We start from the raw sequence: 23904 nt of genomic DNA, 5'->3' as shown, positions 1-23904 counted from the left end.
ATTTGATTATATTTCCAGGTGGGTTTCAAGTTTATCTTCGATTATTGAATCTCCTCCAGTTTTTCAAACACCCTGGCAACAACTTCTGCCCCTGGATCTGGCACATTTTTCAAACTATCTTCTGAAAGGTACGAAGACCTTCCAAATTTGGTATTGGTAATTTCTTTGGTAGCATCTGCGCCTTTTCTTGCAGCCTGTGCAATTTTAGCCATGGTGTCGCCATTGGCAATCGCTTCGAATGCAGGTTGCAGAGCATCTATCATCGTGCGCTCCCCTTGTTTGGCGCCACCGTAATCCTTCATTTTATCCAGTCCGCTTAATAAAGCTTTTCCAAGATCATCATTTTCTTTCAGCGCGTTTCCAGCTCCTGTAAATAGCAGAGAAAAAAGTACCCCGCTGGAACCCCCGATCTCTCTGGAAAAAATTCGTCCTATACTTATAAATAGTTCCGAGTTTTTAGCATAAGGCAAGCTGTCTATCACTTCCAGCATGTTCTTTCCTGCGCTGGCAAAGGTAGATCCAGCATCACCATCCCCCACTTTTTCATCCAGCGCATTGATCTCATCCTTTATATTGACCAGTTCTTCTGAAATTTGCTTGATCCATTTTCTTGTTTCAGAATTTTCCGAAGCATTAAAAGGAAGGGTTTCCGGCAGCTTCGGACTTTCGATAGAGCTTGATTCCCCATATTCAGTAATAAACCAGGAAGCAGGTTCACAAGCCGCCAGCAAAGCATTTTTGATTTCTTTATCCAGTTCCAGCACAGAAAGAGAAAAACCTTTCATATTTAATGAGGTCATAAAACTACCGGGACCTACGAGAAGTTTTGTCTTCTTCGCTAAGGAAGTTTTGCTGAAGGAGTTCAGTAATACGTTCATTTCAACCGGCGTTACACTGCCCAAATTATTCAGAATAAGGGCATACTCCGTTCCGCTGGTATATTCCTGTAATTTCTCCACAGCTGTTTCCATAAGCTCATCAGCTTTTCCTACAGCTATTTTCTCAACACCCGGTTCGCCGTGAATTCCCAGACCAAGTTCAGCTTCAGATTCACTCAGGCGAGATTCTTCTTTACCTTGGAACTTCTGTCCTTCCTCCAGCGAAAGACCTATGGAATAAGAATTTTGAGCAACTTTCTTTGTTTGATCTAAAATTTCCTGCAGAGACTTTCCTTCTTCAGATAAAAATCCTGCGGTCTTATGTACGAAAAGTGTTCCGGCCAGCCCTCTTTGCTCAGTTTCCTCTCCCAAAGCGATATCATCACCCACGATGATGGTTTCAACTTTGTAGCCCATTTCCCTGGCTTGCTCTGCTGCCAGACCAAAATTAAGCCTGTCTCCTGTATAATTCTTGATGACAAGTAGACAGCCCTTGTCGCCGGCCGTGGCTATGATTGCTGAAAGTACCGCATCTACAGAAGGAGAAGCGAAAATATCTCCACATACCGCTGCGGTAAGCATGCCTTTTCCAACAAATCCCGCATGAGTTGGTTCATGACCAGATCCTCCGCCAGAAATAATGGCTACTTTCGATTTGTCCCAGTCCTTACGCAGTACCACTCGAACTTCTGGAAAATTATTCAGCCGGGTAAGCCTGGGATTAGTGAGTAATCCTTCTATTCCTTCGTTTACAACCTCGTCTGCCTCATTTATAAAAAACTTCATAATCCTATTTTTATTAAAGATAAAAAACACGAAAATTTCAGCTTTTTGTTGAGCCTTAATCTATTCATAAAGTTTTATAAAGTAAATTTTGTCCAACTAAGATTTCCAAATTAGAAAGTTTAAATACGCAGTTCCTCTTCTTATATTGCACTTTCAAATGCTACTATAAATGCCTGCAGAAGTCAGCCTGAGGTCTAAGATTTTTAACCTGTTTACCAATTTTGGAAAAATGCTTGGTTGCTATTTTCTGTTTTTTATGCTACTGGCCATTCTGCAATCTACTTTTCCATCATTCGATTACAATCAATATCAGCAAACCAAAATCTTCGAATTGCTGAAAGCAGAACCATGGAAATTTGCTTTTATGGCAGCTATTTTCGCTCCGGTCATGGAGGAAGGCGTTTTCCGAAGTCTTCTCAAACCTACGAACTTCAGCCTCAGGTTCTTCGTATGCTGTATTTTGTTTATGATAGGTATGGCTGTAATTCCTGAAGAAGCGCATTGGAGTTTGAAGTTTGGCGTACTTGCGGGAACGCTGCTGCTTGCTTTTTATGCCCTGGGGGAATTGATCCCGGAAAATATCTTTAGAAAAATCTGTTACTGGCTACATCGCTACTATTTGATCAACTGGATTCTTGGGGCTGTCATTTTCGGTTTTGTACATATTTTCAATTATGTGGACAGTTTCCAGATAGACCTGGTCTTGTTTCTGATGATCTTTCCCAGGATCATCGCGGGCTTTTTCTTCGGAAAAATAAAACTGGAAAATCACGGATTGATCTGGCCAATATTAATGCATAGCATGAACAATTCCATGGTGTTGCTTTTTATCCTTCCTTTGAGTCTTTCAAATTAACAAAGCCTTTAAAAAATTTCTTTACACATTTTGTAACTTCTGAATCCAAAAAAAAAAGTTATGAAAGCAGCAGTCATTGAAGAAGCGGGAGGAGATTTTGTCGTTAAGGAAGTAGATAAACCCAGTCCATCATCGAATGAAATTTTAATTAAAGTGGAAGCCTGTGGCATTTGCCACAGCGATAATTTTGTAAAAGAAGGCGGTTTCCCAGGCCTTGAATATCCTCGAATTCCTGGTCATGAGGTTGTGGGAATCATTGAAGAAGTTGGAGAGAATGTAGTCCAGTGGGAGAAAGGGCAACGTGTAGGAGTAGGTTGGCATGGTGGACATTGTTTTGAATGTGAACCCTGTCGACGCGGCGATTTTATAAGTTGTGAGAACGCCAGGGTAAGCGGTATATCATACGATGGCGGATATGCAGAGTACATGACAGCACCACAGGAAGCCGTGGCGAATATTCCAGACGAGCTTACTTCAGCTGAAGCTGCGCCCTTATTGTGTGCGGGAATCACCGTTTTCAATGCTCTAAGGAATTCGGGAATTAGAGCGGGAGATATTGTGGCCGTTCAGGGAATTGGAGGCCTGGGACATTTAGCTATTCAATATGCGGCGAAAATGGGAATGCGCACGGTCGCAGTATCTCATAGTAACGAGAAAAAAGAGCTTGCCTCCAAATTGGGTGCTCACGAATTTATAAATACCAGTGAAAAGGATGGTGCAGAGGAACTTCAGAAACTAGGAGGAGCGAAATTAATTCTTGCAACCGCTCCACATAGCGATGCCATTACCTCAATTGTAGATGGCTTGGGAATAGATGGAAAACTTTTAATGGTTGCCGCGACCGGAGAGCCTATCGAAGTTTCTCCAATGCAACTGCTTATGGGAAGAAAGTCTGCCGCTGGCTGGCCCAGCGGAACAGCTATAGATTCCGAAGATACGCTGAAGTTTAGTGCTATGACCGGCACAAAACCCATGATCGAAGAATATGAACTCGATGATGTTTCTGAAGCCTTTCAACAAATGATGAATAACAAGGCAAGGTTTAGAGTAGTTCTAAAGATGTAATAATAGAGATCAGTCCTAAAACCGGAAAGTAAAAGGATTTATTTTCCGGTTTTTTTATGTTTATATTTGAGGTTCATTCATCAGGTATATCGTGAAAAAATTCATCTTCTTATTCATAGTATCGAGCCTATTGCTCACCTCTTGTAAAGACGAAAAATCAAATGGCCCCATCCAGGCGATCGAACCTGTGGAGACCCGGCAGGTTTCAGATTACCACAAGCAATATCTTAAGGAGATTTCCTATATCAAAACCAGAGCCGACTCCTCCTCTACCGATAATATGATCAAACTTGGAGGCGGTTCTTATTTGATGGGTGGCAAATCAAACCAGTCGAAAGAAAATGAATTACCCGTTCATAAAGTAGAGATCAAACCAATCTATGTTGACCAAACTGAAGTTACCAATGCTGAATTTGCAGAGTTTGTAGAAGCCACCGGCTATGTGACCACTGCGGAAAGAAGCTTTGAGCTGAATGGGAAAACTTATGAACCCGGAGCCCTGGTTTTTGATCCATATAATCCAGAATGGTGGTGGAAATTCGTTAAAGGCGCGAACTGGCGACATCCCCAGGGTCCCGGCTCGTCCATTGAAGGCATGGAGGATTATCCTGTGGTTCAGGTTTCCTGGTATGATGCAATGGCCTATGCTAAGTGGGCAGGCAAAAGACTTCCTACTGAAGCTGAATTTGAATATTTTAATAGTGCAGGTCGCGATTCCCTAACATACCACTGGGGAAATGATTTGGACATCGCCGTGCAGCATGCAAATTTTTTCCAGGGAGATTTTCCAAAGAAGAATTCCGCAGAGGATCAATTTGAAAAAATGGCTCCCGTAAAAAGTTTTCCTGCGAATGATTTTGGTTTGTACGAAACCACTGGAAATGTCTGGGAATGGTGCCTGGACACCTATCATGCTGATGCCTACTCCAGAACTACTGAAATGAAAGACGGATATTTCAAGCATTACTATAATATGGAGCAGGAAAAAGTAATTCGCGGTGGTTCTTTCTTATGTGCTGAAAGTTATTGCAGTGGCTATCGTGTCTCAGCAAGAATGAGTTCGGTGCCAGATACTGGCCTGGAGCATACTGGTTTTCGGTGTGTGAAGGATATTTAATCGCACTCCTCTCTGCTTCGGGAATCCATTAAGAACAGGATCTTCCAGCTTCCATCGATCTTCGCTAAATTGAAGACATTTGTGCCGCAGTGTGATTTATTCCCGTTGTAATAGAAAATATAAGGTGTGGTTACGGTTGCCAGCAGTCCGTTTTCTTCTACTTTATAATCTAATATTTTTTCTTCAAAATCCATTTGCTTCGGAATGGAGGCGATGTTTTTTATAAATTCCGGGTAAGCAGTAGTACTTATCGTTGTTTCACCTTCAGAATCAGCACTTACAGATTTCAACTGAAGCGATTCAGTAGCGAGAGCTTGAAGCTTTACAGTATCCTGCTCATGAAACGCCTCGAAAAAATCTACTACAAGTTGTTTTGGATCATCAGATTGTGCCTGGATATGTAAACAAAATATTAGACATGCGAAGAAGATAAAATTTTTCATAAGGCTGGTTATATTGACAGTGCTCTACGAATTTACTACTTTTACTGAAATTAAATTTTACACGAATGTCGGTTGCCAAAAAACAGTACAAAAGAATTACAACAAAATCACTGGTAGATATGAAGTCGAACGGTGAGAAGATCAGCATGCTTACAGCATACGATTTCACTATGGCTCAGATCGTGGATGGCGCCGGTATAGACGTGATTTTGGTAGGTGATTCTGCAAGTAATGTCATGGCAGGTCATGAAACCACACTTCCAATTACACTGGACCAGATGATCTATCACGCTACCAGTGTTGTAAGAGCAATCAATCGCGCTCTTGTAGTCGTTGATTTACCCTTCGGAAGTTACCAGAGTGATCCTAAGGAAGCTTTAAGATCTGCTATCCGGATCATGAAGGAAAGCGGTGGTCATGCCGTTAAGCTTGAAGGAGGAAAAGAGGTGAAGGAGAGTATCAAAAGGATTATGCATGCGGGAATTCCGGTCATGGGACATCTTGGACTTACACCACAATCCATCTATAAATTTGGAACATATACAGTTCGTGCAAAAGAAGAGCAGGAAGCAGAAAAACTAAAGGCTGATGCCCTGATGCTTGAAAAAATAGGTTGTTTTGCTATTGTTCTGGAGAAAGTGCCTGCTAAACTGGCCAAAGAAGTTGCCGCAAGTCTTACCATCCCGGTCATTGGTATTGGAGCTGGTAATGGCGTAGATGGGCAGGTACTCGTTGTGCATGATATGCTTGGTATGACTCACGAATTCAATCCAAGATTTTTAAGACGTTATGCAGATCTTCACGGAGAAATGACCAAAGCTTTTCAAAATTACAGAGATGATGTAAAAAGCAGTGCATTCCCTTCAGATGAGGAACAGTACTAATCCAGAACCATCAATTGAGCTTTTACGTTTTCAACAATATTTAAATTTTGGCTTCAGATAAAATTATTTCCACGAAGGACAATCTGCAGGTGCTGCATGAGGATAATCATATCATTATCGTTAACAAAAGACCAGGCGATATTGTTCAGGGAGATAAAACCGGGGACAAACCGCTTTCTGAAGTGGTGAAAAGTTATATCAAGGAAAAATATAATAAACCAGGAAATGTGTATCTAGGCGTGGTACACAGGCTCGACAGGCCTACCAGCGGGATCGTATTGTTTTCGAAGACATCAAAAGCGCTGCCAAGACTTAATAAATTATTTCAGAATAAAGACGCGAAAAAAACCTATTGGGCCGTGGTTAAGGAGAAACCGCCAAAACAAAGTGGTGAACTTATTCACTTCATGAAAAGGAACTCCAAGCAGAATAAATCCTATGCTCATAAGAATGAAGTTCCAGACTCGAAAAAGGCGATCCTTGACTACCAACTAATCAAAGAACTTGACAGGTACTATGTTCTGGAAATCGACCTTCATACCGGCAGACATCATCAAATCAGGAGCCAGTTATCGGCCATTGGATGTCCTATAAAAGGAGATCTTAAATATGGATTTGACAGGAGTAACCGCGATGCAAGCATACATCTTCATTCAAGAGAATTGAGGTTTATCCATCCTGTAAAAAAAGAAGAAATCCACATCACCGCTCCTCCCCCAAAAGATCCCATCTGGGATGCAATTATGATATAATTAGAATTTACATTCTGCCTTTTTACTATTTTTAACCAAAATATCTAAATATGAAATGGCAAGGTCGTAGACAAAGCGGGAATGTAGAGGATCGCAGAGGTTCCTCAGGTAAAGGTAAATTAATTGCCGGTGGAGGAATTATTGGTGTTATTTTCGTGATCGCTCAATTTATTCTAAGTGATGGCGATGTTTCAGTTTTACAACAACTGGAAGGTTCTGGCAGTTCCCAGACTGAATCGCGTGAACTTACTGCGGAAGAAAAGGAGATGGGTGACTTTGTTGCTACCGTTCTTGCTGATACTGAAGATGTATGGAATGATATTTTTGCCGAGAATAATATAAATTACCAGGAACCAGGTCTGGTTCTTTTTAGTGATGCTGTTCAAACTGCCTGCGGTGGTGCATCCTCTGCCAGCGGCCCTTTTTACTGTCCTGCAGATCAGAAAATCTATATGGACCTTACCTTCTTCGATCAATTGAGACAAAGATTTGGTGCCAAAGGTGGTGACTACGCAGTTGCCTATGTAATGGCTCATGAAGTAGGTCACCATGTCCAACATTTAATGGGAACGGCCGGAAAAGTTCGAAATCTCCAGCGACAATCAAGTCAGACCGAAGCTAATGAATTATCTGTAGCACTTGAGCTCCAAGCCGACTTTTATGCAGGTGTTTGGACCAAGGAGAATCAGCAGTATTTGAGTGAAGGAGATATCGAGGAAGCACTAAGTGCAGCAAACGCTGTGGGTGATGACGCCATCCAGAAACGAACCAGTGGACGGGTGAATCCAGATTCGTTTACGCATGGAACTTCAGAGCAACGTAAATCCTGGTTCATGCGAGGATACAGAACCGGAGACATTAGACAGGGAGATACTTTCAAAGAAGTTTTAAACTAACTGCAACCAAGTCATATCGAAGCCACCTTTATTGGTGGCTTTTTTATGCGCTGTTATTTCTTTGAAGTTCTCAAAGAACTCAGGCTTTCCACAATCACGGCACCTATGATCAATGAACCACCAATCATGGTTTTTGCTGATGGTATTTCATTTAGAAAGATAGCACCGAGCGCGATGCCATAAACAGGCTGTATGCTACTCATAATACTGGCGGCCGTAATACTGAAATTTTTAAAACTCTTCAGAAACAAGGTATGCCCAATACAGGTTGTGAGTAAGGCCAGCGTAAGAAGTGGTTTCCACTGTTCCAGGATATTGGCAATTTCAGAATAAAACAGTGCGGGAGATAGCACTAAAGCGACCACCAAGATCTGGTAGAACATCAATGTGGAACCATCATAACGCTCGATCTCCTTTTTCATTAGCAAATTCCGAAGAGCATAAAACACAGCAGATGCTATTCCGAAGAGTACAGCGATGAATGAGTTATTCTGAAGATCGAAATCGGGACTTAGAAAATACACCCCGAACAACACTAAAAAACCCAGACCTACATGAATCTTATTAAATCGGATTTTAAACAATAGTGGCTCCAGAAATGCAGTGATTACCGGGTATGTGAATAAAGATAACAAAGCTATGGCTACGCTGGAATATTGAAGGGAATAGAAATAGGTCACCCAGTGTGCCCCCATGAGAACTCCGCCAGAAATCACTTTAAGTTTATCTTTTTTGGAGCTAATCTTCAGGCTTATGCCCTGCCACTTACAGTAGCCATAAAAAATCATAGCGGCCAGCACACAGCGGTAGAAAATGGTGATTATGGGATCCAGAGTGATGTAACGACCTAAGGCTCCTGATGTACTAATAAGCAGCACGGCCAGGTTGAGCATAAGAATATTCGAAATATTACCAGATTTTGGTGAACTCATAGTTGGAATTAACGTGAGGATGCGGCTGTTTTCTGCTGAATGATCGTTTGAACCGGAACATTCTCAATATTACTTTCCAGCCAGCTTATGATGTCAAGGTATAAAAAAGCCCTTCTTTCATAGGGATGCTGCTCGAAAACTTTGAGTACAGCATGCAATTTTTTAAATTCATCCCTGATATCCAATGGTGAAACATCGGGTAGCTTTCTCAAAAATTTGATCATTTCCTTCTGAACTTCGTGCAGATCGTCCATTCTGATAAGGAATTTATAGGTTGACTTGATCAGATGATCCAGATGATAATCGAGCCCGGCCTCATAATGCGCTACCAGATTGAGAATTCGGGAAAAGCACATAAGATCCTCCCTCATGGCCAGTGATTTATTGGAGATGATCTTCTTGAGAAATGCGATACACTTTTTGTGATCTCCATCACCAAAATACAAACAGGCGATTTTATAATAAAATACCATGACATGATGCTCATCAAGCCTGCCTTTGAATTTGGCGATCTTATCTGTAATTTTTTTGACCAGCTCCTGGTTATTTCCAAATTCGCCTTTCATAAACCTTAAGTTCAGTTTATTGGAATACACATATAGAAAGGATAGTGCAGCTATGTTATCATTGTGCGGGATCTGCGCATCTCTTAATGAACTTTCCAGCTGTATCAGGGTCTTTTCGAAAAGATCTGTATGATTCAAATAAAACAGGGATTCCAGCAGATAATGATTGCCTTTGAGGTAGGAAACGGGATGCACGGTGATCATTTGATCATATTCCACAAAAAGCTCCTTCCATTTCATGGAATACCGGTAACAGCCCAAAAAGTCCTGAATTAGAAAACTATACCATAAATGAGATTTGTACACCCATAATTTTTCTCTGAACCCTAATGCCGAAATGGTATATTCCGGAAGCTGATTTTTAAAAAATTTTTTGATAGCTATGGCCTCCTCTTCTGTTCGGCAATAACCCTGCTTCAGGAATATCGCATAAAGCTCGAGGGAGAGATTGGAAAGATCTCCCCATAAGGAGTTAAGTGCACTTATCTCCCGGGTTTCCCGAATAAGGATCTCAGCCCTGTTATTCATACTCCTCGTGATGTACTGTGACTCTATGATCTTTTCAAGTTCCAGCACTTCGTAAGCCAGGTTTTTTTCCTCGAAATTCAGCGCCAGCGACTTCACTTTATCCAGCAATTTTAAACTCTGCTTATATAGTCCTTTATGATACAGAATATAGGCGAAATCCAGTTGTTCACGAATCTGAACCGGAATACTCTGGTGTGCAGGATTGAGCCTGAGTGAAATCAAAAGCTGCTTATAGAGATGTGTTTTTACATTGGATAGCTGCAGCTTGGTAATGCTGGTATTCTGAAGAATTTCAGCCTCATTATATTTTTTCTGCCTGGAAATCACTTTGTATAAATTCAGAAATTTTGAATCTGAATTCACCCCAATTCTTCCAACATAAAGTGAAAACTGTCTTTTTTCTGAAGCAGATAAAGATTTGATCAAAGAAAACAGGTTTTCGGTTAAATCATTGGTCATTGTAAAATCAGGTTTACTAGTTAATTGTTTTTCAGTTATTTATATACTTTTCACTTCGTTTTAATTACTGTAACATCTGTATGCTATGACCGGAAAACTTGTAGTGAGACTGATACATTAGTTAAAGATAAAGTAAAATAAATCTCACATGCGTACTGAAAAGGTAGAAATTTTTGACACTACATTGAGGGACGGAGAACAAGTCCCCGGCTGCAAACTGAATACGGAACAGAAGAAGAAGATCGCTGCCCGACTCGATGAACTTGGTGTTGATGTGATCGAAGCTGGTTTCCCGGTCTCAAGTCCCGGCGACTTTCAATCTGTAACTGAAATTTCAAAACTTGTAAAAAATGCAAGTGTTTGTGGTTTAACCCGTGCTGTGAAAAATGACATTAAGGTAGCGGCAGATGCGCTTAAATTTGCCAGAAAGCCACGTATTCATACAGGAATTGGAACATCAGACTCCCATATAAAATATAAGTTCAAATCCAGTCGTCCCGAAATCATTGAAAGAGCTGGTGAGGCTGTGGCTTACGCCAAGAGCTTCGTAGATGATGTAGAATTCTATGCGGAAGATGCCGGTAGAACCGAGAACGAATTCCTGGCAGAAGTTTGTACTGAAGCAGTGAAGAATGGCGCTACCGTTCTAAACATTCCTGATACTACAGGATACTGCCTGCCTGAAGAATACGGTAAAAAAATAAAGTATTTAAAAGAACATGTAGCCGGGATCGAAAACGTGATCATCTCCTGTCATTGTCATAATGACCTTGGACTGGCTACTGCCAACGCAATTGCCGGGATAACGAACGGAGCCAGGCAAATAGAATGCACCATCAATGGAATTGGGGAACGTGCCGGGAATACTGCACTGGAAGAGGTCGTCATGATCCTTAGGCAACACCCATATCTTGATTTGAATACAGCTATTAATCCGCAATTGTTATACGACACCAGCAATATGGTCTCTAGAGAAATGGGCATGTTCGTCCAGCCGAATAAAGCCATTGTGGGAGCCAATGCATTTGCGCATAGTTCTGGAATCCACCAGGATGGCGTCATCAAGAACAGAGAAACCTATGAAATCATTAATCCAGCCGATGTCGGGGTAACCGAGTCGGCTATTGTTTTGACCGCCCGTAGCGGGAGGGCAGCACTGGCCTACAAAGCTAAAAAAATGGGTTATGATCTTACTAAAATTGAACTGGATCATGTATACCTGGAGTTCCTGAGCTTTGCAGATGCGAAGAAACAGGTGGCAGATACCGATATACATACGATCATGGATATCTTCAGAAAGAATTCACGTGCAATTGCCTGATTAGTCATGAAGAAAACTTTATTCGATAAAATATGGGATGCCCATGTGGTGGAAAGCATCCCGGATGGACCGGACATTTTGTATATCGACAAACACCTGATACATGAAGTGACCAGTCCACAGGCTTTCAATGAATTAAAAGAAAGAAACATCCCTGTGTTTCGGCCCGCACAGATCGTTGCTACGGCAGATCATAATACGCCAACCCTGGATCAACATTTACCGGTTAGAGATCTGCTATCCAGAAAGCAGTTGAAAGAGCTTAGCCAGAATTGTGCAGAAAATGACATCGCTTTGTACGGATTGGGGCATCCATTTAACGGGATCGTTCACGTCATGGCTCCGGAGCTGGGAATCACTCAACCGGGCATGACCATCGTTTGCGGTGACAGTCATACCTCTACACATGGCGCTTTTGGTACGATCGCCTTCGGAATTGGAACCAGCCAGGTAACCCAGGTGTTTGCAAGCCAGTGCCTGCTGGTACAAAAGCCAAAAAAATTGCGGGTGAATGTAAATGGAAAACTGAAAAAGGGAGTTTTACCTAAAGATGTGATCCTGTATATCATTAGTAAGCTGGGCACCAATTCAGGCACAGGATATTTTTGTGAATACGCTGGAGATGTATTCGAAGAAATGTCTATGGAAGGTCGAATGACGGTATGTAACATGAGCATAGAAATGGGAGCTCGTGGTGGCCTTATTGCTCCAGATCAAACCACGATAGATTACGTGGAAGGCAGAGAGTTTGCTCCTAAGGGCGATGAATTTGATAAAATGACCACTTATTGGAAAACCCTAAAAACTGATGCAGGCGCCGAATTTGACCAGGAATATTCGTTTGAAGCGGAAGATATCGAACCCATGATCACCTATGGTACTAACCCGGGAATGGGAATCAAGCTTACCGGAAGTATACCTGTGGAAGGAAATAAAAGCGATGCCAAGGCTTTGGCCTATATGAACTTTTCACCCGGTGAAAGATTACTGGAAAAACCTATCAATTATATTTTTATAGGTAGTTGTACCAACTCTCGCATCGAAGATTTCAGAGTTGCGGCTTCTTATATCAAGGGTAAGAAAAAAGCCGACAATGTGAACGCTCTGATCGTGCCGGGAAGCCAGCAGGTTGCCTTACAGATCAAAGAAGAAGGGCTTGACAGGATTTTTGAAGAGGCTGGTTTCACTTTGCGACAGCCTGGATGCTCGGCATGTCTGGCGATGAATGATGACAAGATCCCAGAAGGTGAATATTGCGTGTCTACGAGCAACAGAAATTTTGAAGGAAGACAGGGACCCGGTTCCAGAACTATCCTGGCAAGTCCGCTAACTGCCGCTGCGACCGCTATTTCTGGTAAAATTTCAGATTATACGCTAACATTCAACTAATGGAAAAATTTATAACTTTTACAGATACGGCCGTTCCTCTGGATACCGAAAATGTGGATACAGACCAGATCATTCCTGCGCGATTTCTTAAAGCGACAGACAAAGCTGGTTTTGGTGAAAATCTTTTCAGAGATTGGCGATACGATAAAAATGGAGATCCAAACAGCGGATTTGTATTGAATCAAACCCGGTTTTCTGGTTCCATTTTGATCGCAGGAAATAATTTTGGATGTGGATCAAGTCGGGAACATGCCGCCTGGGCGATAAAAGCTTATGGTTTCAAAGCTGTTGTTTCCAGCTACTTTGCAGATATTTTTAAAGGTAATGCCTTGAATAACGGACTACTGCCCGTTCAGGTGAGTCCGGATTTTCTTCATCAACTTTTTACTTCCGTAGAAAAAGATGCGCAGGAAAAATTCAGTATAGATCTGGAAAATCAATTTATCAAAATTGAAGGCACTGCTGAAAAAGAACATTTTGACATAGATCCCTACAAGAAGACCTGCCTTATCAATGGTTATGATGATATAGATTTTCTAACCAGTAAGCTGGAAGCTATAAAAAAATTTGAGCAGAAACGTAAAGACAAAGAACCTGTAGCACAGGAAACATTATAAAATTAATATATGAAATATAATATAGCTGTACTCCCCGGCGACGGGATTGGTCCCGAAATAACGCAGCAGTCCATAAAAGTGCTGAAGGCTGTTGCTGATAGGTTTGATCATGAATTTCATTTTGAGGAGGCCGATGTTGGCGCCATTGCCATCGATAAGTACGGGGAACCACTGCCTGAATCAACTCTGGAACTCTGTAAAGGTTCTCATGCCGTACTCTTTGGAGCTATTGGTGATCCTAAATATGATCTTGATCCTTCTGCGAAAGTAAGACCGGAGCAGGGATTGCTGCGTCTAAGAAAAGAACTGGGTCTTTTTGCTAATATTAGACCTGTTAAAGCTTACGAAAGTCTTATACATCAGTCTCCCCTTAAAAGAGAGCATATCGAAGGAGCAGATATGATCATTTACAGGGAACTTACCGGCGGTATCTATTTTGGTGAAAAAAGCACTTCTGTGGATGGTCAAAGCGCTTCAGATCTCTGCGCATATTCCGTAGAAGAAATTGAACGCGTTGCTCATCTCGCTTTCAAGGCTGCGGAAACAAGGAGGAACAAGCTAACGCTTATAGACAAAGCCAATGTGCTGGAAACATCCCGTTTGTGGAGAAAAACAGTGACTGAGATTGCCAGGCAGTATCCTAAAGTAAAAGTAGACTACCTGTTCGTGGACAATGCTGCTATGCAAATGATCCTGAATCCCAGACAATTCGATGTTATTCTTACTGAAAATATGTTTGGTGATATCATTTCAGATGAGGCAAGTGTAATTGGTGGAAGTATCGGGCTTCTGGAATCTGCTTCCGTAGGGAATAGCAGTGCACTCTTTGAGCCTATTCATGGATCCTATCCTCAGGCTGCCGGGCAGGGAATTGCAAATCCTCTGGCATCTGTACTTTCTGCTGCGATGCTACTGGATCATTTAGGACTTAAAACTGAAGCGGAAACGGTTCGAATGGCGGTAGACCTCAGCTTAAAACTGAACGTCTGCACGATAGACATTAATAAAGATAATCACTACTCGACCGAAAGGGTTGGAGATTTTCTGGAAAGCGTTATAAGTGATACTGAAAATCATATTGTAAACAAGGAAAATCTGAGTTTAGGTCAAACGACCATTATTTAAATTTTAGTTCATGTTTGTAGACAGTAGCCTCCTGGAAATTGGTTTTTCAGGAGGCCTGTCGTTTTTATAACTGTTGTAGTTTTGTCCTGATCAAATTTAAACTCAGATTATCCTTACTACCGGAGTGAGTATGCCGCATACCTTCAGTAGCTTCATAGGTGTTGCTCTGCACCTTTTCTCCAATAATTCTGTAAGCATCCCGAAACGATTTTCCTCCTATCACAAGTTCATTGATACTGTCCACGGTAAATAGATACTTATACTTCTCGTCCTCAATATTTATATTTTTCACAATAATCTTGCTGATGGAATAAGTGAAAACATCGAGAATCTCCTTAATATTTTCAACAGCATAGATACTGTTTTCCTTGATGAGCTGAAAATCCCGGTGATAACCACTGGGGAGATTATTGGTGATTAGGATCATTTCATTGGCGATAGCCTGCAGTTTGTTACACTTTCCTCGTACCAGTTCGAAAACATCCGGATTTTTCTTGTGCGGCATGATGCTGGATCCTGTTGTCAGTTCATCCGGAAAAGTGATAAAATCAAAATTCTGACTCATATACAAACAAATATCCATCGCAAACCTGGAAAGTGTGTTAGCAAGAGAAGAGATATTGGAAGTGACCGTTCGCTCACATTTCCCCCTACTCATCTGGGCTGCTACAACATTATATTTTTGAGTTGAGAAACCAAGTTCCCTGGTAGTAAATTCTCTGTCGATAGGAAATGAAGATCCATATCCGGCAGCAGATCCCAGCGGATTTTGATCCACGATCTTCAAGCCTGCATCGAGTAAGTACAGATCATCTATTAACAATTCTGCATAAGCCGAAAACCACAAACCAAAAGATGAAGGCATTGCTACCTGTAAATGCGTATAGCCAGGAAGTAATTTTTCCTTGTGTTCCTCTGCCAGTTTTAAAAGTACGTCGATTAGATTCCGCGTTTTTCCGGAGATTTCCAGGAGATTTTCCTTGAAGTATAATTGCTGCGCTACAAGAACCTGGTCATTCCGGGATCTTGCGGTATGGATCTTTTTCCCGGTATCCCCAAGTTTGGAAGTAAGCTCATATTCTATCTTTGAATGTACATCTTCAAATGCTTCTTCGATCCTAAATTCACCGTTTTCCAGTTGCTGGTTCAAAAGCTCCAATTCTGAAACTAATGAAGTCACCTCCTGCCCGTCCAGAATTCCCACCTTTCCCAACATTTTAGCGTGAGCTGCTGAAGCCTGTATATCATAATTTGCCAGATGCATATCGAGATCACGATCATTCCCTACGGTAAATCGCTCGATCTTCTTATCTATTGAAATACCCTTATCCCAAAGTTTCATAGTTTTTATTATTATTATCAGTTATCATGAATGGTTTGACCTCGCCGAATTTCTGAATTCAAGATCTTATGAGAAGTTGAATAATTTCAGCCTAACATTATTACCATTGCTGCACTGAGCTTGTCGAAGTGCGACAAGTTCAATGCAGCAATTTCAGTGATATTATTTCTTAAGTGCTCTCTCAAGCAGCTCGATATATTTTTCGATTCCTTCTTCAATCTCTTTTACGTAAATAAATTCATCTGCCGAATGTGACCTAACAGAGTCTCCTGGACCCAGTTTAAGCGATGGACAATTTAACATCGCCTGGTCTGAGAGTGTGGGGGAACCATAAGTTTCCATCCCAATTTCTATTCCTGCTTTCACCAGGTCATGATCCAACGGGATCGAAGAAGAATTCAATCGTAAACTTCTCGCGGTGATCTCATCTACCGGAGCCTGTTCTTTCAGTATACGCTCGATCTCTGCATTGCTGTATTTATCATTCACCCTCACATCAATTACCAGATGCGTCTTAGCGGGCACCACATTATGCTGACTTCCAGCATTGATCTGCGTGACTGTCACTTTTACTTCACCAAGACTATCCGAAACTTTGTCTAATTTAAAATTCTCGAACCAGTCCAGAACTCTCGCCGTTTTATAAATGGAATTATCTGTATTTGGATGAGCCGCATGCGAAGGAGTTCCCTTGACCACAGCATCGAAAACGATCAAACCTTTTTCGGCTACCGCGAGATTCATCAGGGTTGGTTCCCCAACAATCGCCACATCTATTCCCGGTAATTTAGGTAATAGTTCTGCAATACCATTTTTCCCATTGATCTCTTCTTCCGCAGTACCGGCAAAAATTAGATTGTATTTTAAATTCTTTTCAGCATAGAAATGGGTGAAAGCAGCCAGGAGCGAGACAAGGCAACCTCCCGCATCATTACTGCCAAGACCGTATAATTTACCATTTTCAATCCTGGCCTCAAAAGGATCTCGTATATAGGCTGAATTTGGTCTTACGGTATCGTGATGAGAATTTAATAACAGCGTTGGTTTTGAAGCATCAAAAAACTTACTCCTCGCCCATACGTTGTTTAGACTACGCTTATGCAGAATCTTGTGATCTTCAAACCATTTTTCCAGCAAACTGGCTGTTTGATCTTCTTCTCCTGAAAATGATGGTGTCCCGATAAGGTTCTGCAATAGTTGCAATGCTTTCTTCTGAAGTTCTATGATCTGCATTAGTGTACGATTTTTGTATGTTTAGCATCTTTTTTCAAAAGTTCTGCATCTCCAAGAAAAACGCTGGAAACTCCTCTGTTGATAGCTTCGAAACAATTATGAAGTTTGGGCAACATGCCATCTGTAATTACTTTGGAATCTTTTAAATTCTGATAGGTATCTGAATTCAATACAGGAATTACCGAGTTTTCGTCTTGGATATTTTTTAGAACGCCTTTCTTTTCTGAACAGTAATAAAGCTGTGCCGTATAATATGGGCTCATAGCAATCGCTATTTCTGAAGCTACCGAATCGCCGTTGGTGTTCAGCAATACTCCTCCCTCCGTAGATGAAATCGCGGAGAACACAGGTACGATTTTTTGCGTTAACAACACATCGATAAAATCTGTATTCACCTGCATGATATCTCCCACCAGTCCGTAGTCAATTTGCTTCACCTCCCGTTTCCTGGATATCAAGACCTTCGCATCTGCCCCGCAAAGTCCAATTGCATTTAGATCTTTAGCCTGTAATTTCGCAACGATATTTTTATTTAAAAGTCCGCCATAAACCATGGTGATCACTTCCATTGATTCCTCATCTGTGATTCTCCTGCCATCTACCATATGAGTTTTATAACCTAGTTTTCCAGCAACTTCAGTAGCTTTATTTCCGCCTCCGTGCACGAGGATCTTAGGCCCTTCAAGCTTAACAAAATCATCCAGAAAAGAATCAAGCAGTGATTTATTTTCAATAAGCTTCCCTCCTATTTTGACGACTTTTAAAACCTTTTTGGTAGGTTGATGAACTATTTCGAGCATTCCAGTAACTTTTTTAATACCGCTTGTGCAGCATAGGTTCTGTTATTCGCCTGCTGTATTACGATGGAATTTTCACTATCCAGGATATCATCGGCAATCACAACATTTCTTCTCACGGGAAGACAATGCATCACTTTCGCATTGTTGGTCTTCTTCAATTTTGCCTGATCTACGGTCCAGTTTTCCTGAACTTCAAGTACCTGGCCATATTGTTCATAACTACTCCAGTTTTTAACATACACAAAGTCGGCATCCTCAAATGCTTTTTCCTGATCATGTTCGACCCGCACCTCCTTTATTACTTTTGGATCAAGATCATATCCTTCCGGATTGGTGATCACGAAATCTACATCCATCTGCTGCATCATTTCTGTAAAAGAATTCGCTACAGATTGTGGTAAGGCCTTTGGGTGTGGAGCCCAGCTCAAAACTACTTTTGCACGGGTTTTCTCACTTAGCTCCTGGATGGTGATGGCGTCTGTCAAAGCCTGTAACGGGTGAGCAGTGGCGCTTTCCAGGTTCACGATAGGAACAGAAGCATACTTTTTAAAACTGTTCATAACCAGTTCAGTCTCATCCTGGTCCCTGTCTTTTAAGCCTGGAAATGCACGAACCGCAATGATATCGCAATATTGAGAAAGCACCGCAGCTGCCTCTTTAATATGCTCCGCTTTATCTGAATTCATGATCGCAGCATCTTCAAATTCCAAAGCCCAGCCATCTTTATCGGCATTCATGACCATTACGTCCATACCCAGGAATTTCGCAGCTTTTTCAGTGCTAAGGCGGGTACGAAGACTAGGATTGAAGAATAGCATTCCCAGAGTCTTTCCTTTTCCCGGCTTCTCTTCTGAAGGCTTCGATTTCATGACTTTTGCTTCCTGGATCAAAGCTTTTAAATTCTCAATATCTGTTAAGTTGATGTAGTTTTTCATTTTTTTATGTTGATAAAACCGAAGTTTATGGACTTTGTAATTTTTTTCTGAAGCGTACTAAGAAGCTTCAGAGCTTATTTTTTGATTTTTTAATGCTTGCTTTAAAGCTTCAAAAAAGATCTGAAAATGCTGCTTCTCAATCGTTAGTGGCGGAAGGATTCTTAGCAGCTTTTTATTAGATGACGCCCCGGTAAATATTTGAAAGTCAAAAAGTAACTCCTTCCGCAGTGCTGCAATCTCGAAATCGAATTCCAGTCCTATCATCAAGCCCCGACCTTTGACCTTTTTTATTTCTGAAATTTTCGCAGCTTCCGCCCGGATATATTGTGAAACTTCCGCAGCATTCTGTATCAGATGTTCTTCTTTGATAGTATCCAAAACCGAAATAGCCGCAGCACAGGCAAGATGATTTCCACCGAAAGTTGTACCCAGCATTCCGTAGCGAGGAGTGATCCTGCGATCAATCAAAATTCCGCCCACGGGAAAGCCATTGCCCATTCCTTTGGCCATGCTTATGATATCAGGCCTGATTCCATGTTTCTGGTAGGCAAAAAACTCACCGGTTCTACCATATCCAGACTGTACTTCATCTGCGATAAGCATGACATTGTACTCTCTACAAAGATCTGCAGCAGCCCTGTAAAAGCCGGATTCAGCTTCATCCAGGCCGCCAACACCCTGGATCACCTCGAAAATAATGGCCGCAACATCCCCCTTTTTAAATTCGGTTTCCAAAGCCTCTATATTATTAAATGCCAGACGAGTAGACTGATGTCTTTGATTGTAAGGCGCTTTGATCGCATCATTATCTGTCACTGCAACAACTCCTGAAGTTCTCCCGTGAAATGCATTTTCAAAGTAAATGATCCTGTCCTGGCCCGTATGGAAAGAAGCGACTTTCAGTGCATTTTCGTTCGCCTCAGCACCAGAACTGCATAGAAACAGTGCATAATCCCTGATTCCAGAAATTTCCTCCAGTTTCCCTGCAAGTTCATTTTGCAAAGGATTTTTGATGGAATTGGAATAAAATCCAAGTTGAGCCACCTGAGTTTGTATGGCCTTCACGAAATTTGGATGTGCATGACCTATGGAGATCACGGCATGACCTCCATAAAGATCCAGGTATTCCTTCCCGTTTTCATCATAAACATAGCAACCATCGCCCTTTACCGGGGTAATGTCGTATAACGGATAAACATCGAATAACTCCATAAGCCTAGTCTGAAATTGTATTAATTTTTTTGAAAGAAGCCTGGATCCCTTTAATTAGCGAAGAACTGAGTCCGTTATGTTCCATTTCATTTAAACCTTCAATGGTACAGCCTCTTGGCGTGGTGACCTTATCAATCTCTTCCTCCGGGTGCTTTCCAGATTCTATCAATAAACTGGCGGCACCAAGGCAGGTTTGCATAGATAGCTCCTGTGCGTCTTTCGCATCAAACCCAAGCTGAACAGCTCCCTGCGTGGTCGCCCTTATCAATCGCATCCAGAAGGCAACACCACTGGCACAAATCACCGTTGCTGCCTGCATTTTATTTTCCGGAATAATGATACTTGTTCCCAGTCTGTTAAAAATAGCTTCAGCGATCCTGATCCTTTTCTCCCCGGCTTCATTACTACACAAACAGGTCATGGATTTACCCACAGCAATCGCGGTGTTGGGCATGGACCTGATGATGTAGTGATGCTTTCCAATGATCGCTTCAATCCTGGGGATCTTAAATCCGGTAACCGTAGAGATCAAAACATGTTTATCTGTTAGTTCATCCCTGATCTCTTCTAGAATTCGTTCGAATTGAGTAGGCTGCACCGCAAAGATCAGGATGTCTGAATTTCTTACGGCTTCGAGGTTATCTGAAGTAACATGAACCTTGGCGTATTCTTCAAAATCCTGGATATCCTGAACGTTTCTTTTACTTAAGTAAAGCGTGGTAAATGCATTACTAAAAATAAGCCCTTTCGCTACGGAAACACCCAGATTTCCCGCTCCTATAATTGCTATTTTCATACTTTTTCGAATTTTGATTCTTTCTTTTGTTCCATTTAGATTTGAATCTTGCAGTTTAAAAATAATTTGCCTTCAGGGTCAAACCTGTGTTCTCTTTAAAACCGAACATAAGATTCATGTTTTGTACAGCCTGTCCTGAAGCGCCCTTCAGTAAATTATCGATCACACTTGTAACCAGTAATTTATCTCCGAATTTCTGCAATCTCAATAAACATTTATTGGAGTTCACCACTTGTTTCAGGTGTAATTCCTCTTCTGTAATAAAGGTGAACGCAGCCGCTTTATAGAATTCAGCATACACCTGTTTTGCCTCTTCCAGGGAGCCTTCAAATTTTGTATAGGCAGTCGCATGAATACCTCGGGAAAAATTCCCTCTATTCGGAATAAAGTTGATCGCGGTATTAGGAGTTTGCTGCAGCTGCTTTAAACTTTGCCTAATTTCTTGCAGATGCTGATGCTCGAAACTTTTATATGCTGAAAAGTTATTATCTCTCCATGTGAAATGGGTAGTACCGGATAACGACGTACCCGCACCCGTTGCGCCTGTTACGGCATTCACATGAACCTCATCTGTTATTTGACCTGCTTTCGCTAAGGGCAGAATGGCCAGGCTGATCGCAGTGGCAAAACACCCCGGATTCGCTATAAAGTTTGCAGATTGTATCTCTACTTTATTCAATTCCGGAAGACCATAAACAAACTCATGATCACTGGATCTTATTCTGAAGTCTGTGCTTAGATCGATTATTTTCGTTCCAGCAGAAAATTCATTTTCTGAAAGGAACTTCTTAGAATTCCCGTGCCCCAGACAAAGAAAAACTACATCAACCTTCTTATTAAGGTTCTGAGAAAATTCAAGATCTGTGTCACCTATAAGATCCTGGTGAATACTGTGTACAGGCTTTCCGTGTTGGGAAGTACTGTAAACGAAGTTGAGGTTTACTTCCGGATGATTCAGTAAAACTCTAATCAATTCTCCTGCAGTATAACCTGCTCCTCCTATAATTCCTGCCTGTATCATAAACCCTGGTTTACATGTTGATATATTTTCCCAGAATTAGACAGGATCTTAATGAATCCCTTGGCGTCATTCGCGGTCCAGGCTTTATTCTCTTCACCATAGTTTCCAAAGCTGCTGTTCATAAGATCATTCGGCGAGCTGATTCCATCCAGTGTAAAATGGTATGGTTTCAGGCTTACAAAAACGTCACCGGTGACCTTGGATTGAGAACTCTGTAACTGTGCTTCAAAATCACGCATTACCGGGTCGAGGTACAATCCTTCGTGCAGGTGCATCCCATACCAGTTGGAAGTGTAATCCTTATGCTGCAATTGCCATTTGCTCAGTGTGTGTTTTTCCAGCAGGTGATGCGCTTTAATCGTGATCAATGCTGCTGCAGCTTCAAAACCAACCCGTCCTTTGATCCCAATTATAGTATCGCCCACGTGAATGTCTCGCCCAATCGCATATTTTGAAGCGATAGATTCCAGTAATTCAATATTTTTTTCTGGTGCATCCTGCTTTCCGTCAATCGCGGTAAGCTCTCCTTTGGTAAAACTTAATTGAACTTGTTTTGGTTCCCTTTCTTTTAAGTGTGAGGGATATGCGGTTTCTGGCAGCGGTTTTTCTGACGTCAGCGTTTCTGCTCCACCTACACTGGTGCCCCAAAGACCTTTATTCACCGAATATTTCGCTTTCTCCCAGTTCATCTCGACCCCTTTACTTTTAAGATATTCGATCTCCTGCTGTCTGGTTAACTGTTGGTCTCTTATTGGCGTTATAATCTGGATCTCCGGAGCGATGATCTGGAAGATCATATCAAATCTTACCTGGTCATTGCCTGCCCCTGTGCTTCCATGGGCAATATATTCAGCTCCAATTTTTTTCGCATATTCAACGATCTCGATAGCCTGGATGATCCTTTCAGCACTTACAGATAAAGGATACGTGTCATTCTTAAGCACATTTCCGAAGATGAGATATTTAATTACTTTCTGGTAGAACGAATGGATCGCATCGATATTCTTATAACTACTTGCACCTATTTTCCTAGCGTTTTCTCCTATTTGCTGTATTTCTTCTTCTGAAAATCCTCCGGTATTCACACTTACAGCATGCACTTCAAATCCTTTCTCTTCAGATAAATATTTTGCGCAGTAGGACGTGTCCAAACCTCCGCTATATGCTATAACTACTTTTTTCATAATTAATGGTATTCGTATTTCCTTCAGAAATTAAAACCGAAGGATTTATTTTCATTAGTGATATTATTTCTTCTCTTTTTTATAAAAAAGCGTCTGCTTGATACTTTTCAATCTTTGAAATGCTTTTTCATTGAAATTGGTCTTTGGCTTCTCCTTCAGCTTTAGGTCTTTCTTCTTTGCGGGGTCGTAGAGCATGCCGGTACACAAACACATTTTATGATCGGTACGTGTTAGAATGTCGTAATTCTTACAGGTCTGGCATCCTTTCCAGAATGTCTCATCATCGGTAAGTTCAGAAAAAGTGACTGGTTGATAGCCCAGATCATAATTGATCTTCATGACCGCCAGTCCGGTAGTAATCCCGAAAATTTTAGCTTCCGGATATTTTTTTCTGGAATGATCAAAAATGACATTTTTGATGTCTTTCGCCAGTCCCTGGTTTCTATAATCGGGATGGACAATAAGTCCGGAATTGGCCACATACTTGTCATGGCTCCAGGTTTCTATATAACAGAAACCGGCAAAATTTTCCTCTTCGAGTGCGATCACAGCGTTTCCCTTCTCCATTTTGTTGATGATGTATTCAGGAGTTCTGCGCGCAATACCGGTACCGCGAACCTTCGCCGATTCTTCGATAGTATTACAAATGATCTCAGCATAAGATGCATGAGATTTATTAGCAATGAGAATTTTCATCTGCTAAAAGATTTATGTTGGAAATTAAATTTTGATCTGGGTTTTCGAGGGCAGAACCGGACTCACCTGGG

The 23904-nt window shown here is 41.5% G+C and carries 23 protein-coding genes; 10 read left to right on the top strand and 13 right to left on the bottom strand.

Annotated elements, in window-relative coordinates:
* Window positions 1–41: 41 nt before the first annotated feature.
* A complete protein-coding gene (locus G529_RS0111440; RefSeq protein WP_051201419.1) occupies window positions 42–1664 on the bottom strand; it encodes a dihydroxyacetone kinase subunit DhaK in 1623 nt (540 codons plus the stop codon).
* 169 nt (window positions 1665–1833) lie between these two features.
* On the opposite strand from G529_RS0111440, the gene G529_RS0111435 reads away from it, so the two are divergent.
* From G529_RS0111435 to G529_RS0111425, 3 genes are all read left to right on the top strand, one after another.
* Window positions 1834–2520: a CPBP family glutamic-type intramembrane protease gene (locus G529_RS0111435; protein ID WP_245566914.1), complete on the top strand. Its 687-nt coding sequence runs from the start codon at window positions 1834–1836 to the stop codon at window positions 2518–2520.
* 60 nt (window positions 2521–2580) lie between these two features.
* Window positions 2581–3585, top strand: coding sequence for an alcohol dehydrogenase (locus G529_RS0111430; RefSeq protein WP_026915659.1), 1005 nt, complete (start codon window positions 2581–2583; stop codon window positions 3583–3585).
* Window positions 3586–3676: 91 nt separating this feature from the next.
* Window positions 3677–4702 carry a formylglycine-generating enzyme family protein gene (locus tag G529_RS0111425; RefSeq protein WP_026915658.1) on the top strand — a complete coding sequence of 342 codons (1026 nt, stop codon included), beginning with the start codon at window positions 3677–3679 and terminating at the stop codon, window positions 4700–4702.
* On the opposite strand, the gene G529_RS0111420 is transcribed toward G529_RS0111425, so the two are convergent.
* Window positions 4699–5145, bottom strand: coding sequence for a nuclear transport factor 2 family protein (locus G529_RS0111420; RefSeq protein ID WP_026915657.1), 447 nt, complete (start codon window positions 5143–5145; stop codon window positions 4699–4701). The genes G529_RS0111425 and G529_RS0111420 overlap by 4 nt on opposite strands.
* A gap of 65 nt (window positions 5146–5210) precedes the next feature.
* Between G529_RS0111420 and panB the strand changes: the two genes are divergently transcribed.
* The 3 genes from panB to ypfJ are packed head-to-tail and all read left to right on the top strand — an operon-like array spanning window position 5211 to window position 7677.
* Complete coding sequence (gene panB / locus G529_RS0111415) at window positions 5211–6029, top strand: 3-methyl-2-oxobutanoate hydroxymethyltransferase (protein ID WP_026915656.1); 819 nt, start codon at window positions 5211–5213, stop codon at window positions 6027–6029.
* Between the two features lie 47 nt (window positions 6030–6076).
* A complete protein-coding gene (locus tag G529_RS0111410; protein ID WP_026915655.1) occupies window positions 6077–6781 on the top strand; it encodes an RluA family pseudouridine synthase in 705 nt (234 codons plus the stop codon).
* Window positions 6782–6831: 50 nt separating this feature from the next.
* The gene (gene ypfJ, locus G529_RS0111405; RefSeq protein ID WP_026915654.1) at window positions 6832–7677 is read left to right on the top strand and encodes a KPN_02809 family neutral zinc metallopeptidase; all 846 of its coding nucleotides are present in this window, start codon (window positions 6832–6834) and stop codon (window positions 7675–7677) included.
* Between the two features lie 53 nt (window positions 7678–7730).
* Here the strand turns inward: ypfJ and G529_RS0111400 are convergent, their stop codons facing one another.
* Together G529_RS0111400 and G529_RS0111395 are read right to left on the bottom strand one after the other, a co-directional pair.
* On the bottom strand, window positions 7731–8609 hold the full coding sequence (locus G529_RS0111400; protein ID WP_026915653.1) for a DMT family transporter: 879 nt from the start codon (window positions 8607–8609) through the stop codon (window positions 7731–7733).
* An 8-nt stretch (window positions 8610–8617) separates the two neighbouring features.
* A complete protein-coding gene (locus tag G529_RS0111395) occupies window positions 8618–10162 on the bottom strand; it encodes a hypothetical protein (RefSeq protein WP_026915652.1) in 1545 nt (514 codons plus the stop codon).
* 148 nt (window positions 10163–10310) lie between these two features.
* On the opposite strand from G529_RS0111395, the gene G529_RS15775 reads away from it, so the two are divergent.
* From G529_RS15775 to leuB, 4 genes are read left to right on the top strand one after another with little or no spacing between them, the layout of a single operon-like run.
* On the top strand, window positions 10311–11483 hold the full coding sequence (locus G529_RS15775; RefSeq protein WP_051201418.1) for a 2-isopropylmalate synthase: 1173 nt from the start codon (window positions 10311–10313) through the stop codon (window positions 11481–11483).
* A gap of 6 nt (window positions 11484–11489) precedes the next feature.
* Entirely contained in the window at window positions 11490–12872 is a 1383-nt protein-coding gene (gene leuC, locus G529_RS0111385; RefSeq protein ID WP_026915651.1) for a 3-isopropylmalate dehydratase large subunit, read from the top strand.
* A complete protein-coding gene (leuD, locus tag G529_RS0111380) occupies window positions 12872–13489 on the top strand; it encodes a 3-isopropylmalate dehydratase small subunit (protein ID WP_026915650.1) in 618 nt (205 codons plus the stop codon). Before leuC ends, leuD begins: the two co-directional genes overlap by 1 nt.
* A 9-nt stretch (window positions 13490–13498) precedes the next feature.
* A complete protein-coding gene (leuB, locus tag G529_RS0111375) occupies window positions 13499–14614 on the top strand; it encodes a 3-isopropylmalate dehydrogenase (protein WP_026915649.1) in 1116 nt (371 codons plus the stop codon).
* 64 nt (window positions 14615–14678) lie between these two features.
* Here the strand turns inward: leuB and argH are convergent, their stop codons facing one another.
* The 9 genes from argH to G529_RS0111330 form a co-directional block, all read right to left on the bottom strand.
* On the bottom strand, window positions 14679–15956 hold the full coding sequence (argH, locus tag G529_RS0111370; RefSeq protein ID WP_026915648.1) for an argininosuccinate lyase: 1278 nt from the start codon (window positions 15954–15956) through the stop codon (window positions 14679–14681).
* Window positions 15957–16118: 162 nt separating this feature from the next.
* Window positions 16119–17189 (bottom strand): M20 family metallo-hydrolase, encoded by a 1071-nt coding sequence (locus G529_RS0111365; RefSeq protein WP_026915647.1) that lies wholly within the window; start codon window positions 17187–17189, stop codon window positions 16119–16121.
* Window positions 17189–17989 (bottom strand): acetylglutamate kinase, encoded by an 801-nt coding sequence (gene argB / locus G529_RS0111360; protein WP_026915646.1) that lies wholly within the window; start codon window positions 17987–17989, stop codon window positions 17189–17191. The genes G529_RS0111365 and argB overlap by 1 nt, the downstream gene beginning before the upstream one ends.
* Window positions 17977–18924 (bottom strand): N-acetylornithine carbamoyltransferase, encoded by a 948-nt coding sequence (locus G529_RS0111355; RefSeq protein WP_026915645.1) that lies wholly within the window; start codon window positions 18922–18924, stop codon window positions 17977–17979. Before G529_RS0111355 ends, argB begins: the two co-directional genes overlap by 13 nt.
* Before the next feature lie 57 nt (window positions 18925–18981).
* Window positions 18982–20136 (bottom strand): aspartate aminotransferase family protein, encoded by a 1155-nt coding sequence (locus G529_RS0111350; RefSeq protein ID WP_026915644.1) that lies wholly within the window; start codon window positions 20134–20136, stop codon window positions 18982–18984.
* A gap of 4 nt (window positions 20137–20140) precedes the next feature.
* Window positions 20141–20932 carry a pyrroline-5-carboxylate reductase gene (gene proC / locus G529_RS0111345; RefSeq protein ID WP_026915643.1) on the bottom strand — a complete coding sequence of 264 codons (792 nt, stop codon included), beginning with the start codon at window positions 20930–20932 and terminating at the stop codon, window positions 20141–20143.
* 55 nt (window positions 20933–20987) lie between these two features.
* On the bottom strand, window positions 20988–21953 hold the full coding sequence (argC, locus tag G529_RS0111340; protein ID WP_026915642.1) for an N-acetyl-gamma-glutamyl-phosphate reductase: 966 nt from the start codon (window positions 21951–21953) through the stop codon (window positions 20988–20990).
* Window positions 21950–23137: an argininosuccinate synthase gene (gene argG, locus G529_RS0111335; RefSeq protein WP_026915641.1), complete on the bottom strand. Its 1188-nt coding sequence runs from the start codon at window positions 23135–23137 to the stop codon at window positions 21950–21952. The genes argC and argG overlap by 4 nt, the downstream gene beginning before the upstream one ends.
* Before the next feature lie 63 nt (window positions 23138–23200).
* Window positions 23201–23833 (bottom strand): GNAT family N-acetyltransferase, encoded by a 633-nt coding sequence (locus G529_RS0111330; protein WP_026915640.1) that lies wholly within the window; start codon window positions 23831–23833, stop codon window positions 23201–23203.
* Window positions 23834–23904: the final 71 nt, after the last annotated feature.

The organism is Christiangramia portivictoriae DSM 23547 (assembly GCF_000423045.1).
Taxonomy (GTDB): domain Bacteria; phylum Bacteroidota; class Bacteroidia; order Flavobacteriales; family Flavobacteriaceae; genus Christiangramia; species Christiangramia portivictoriae.
This window is presented reverse-complemented; position numbering and strand designations above follow the sequence as displayed.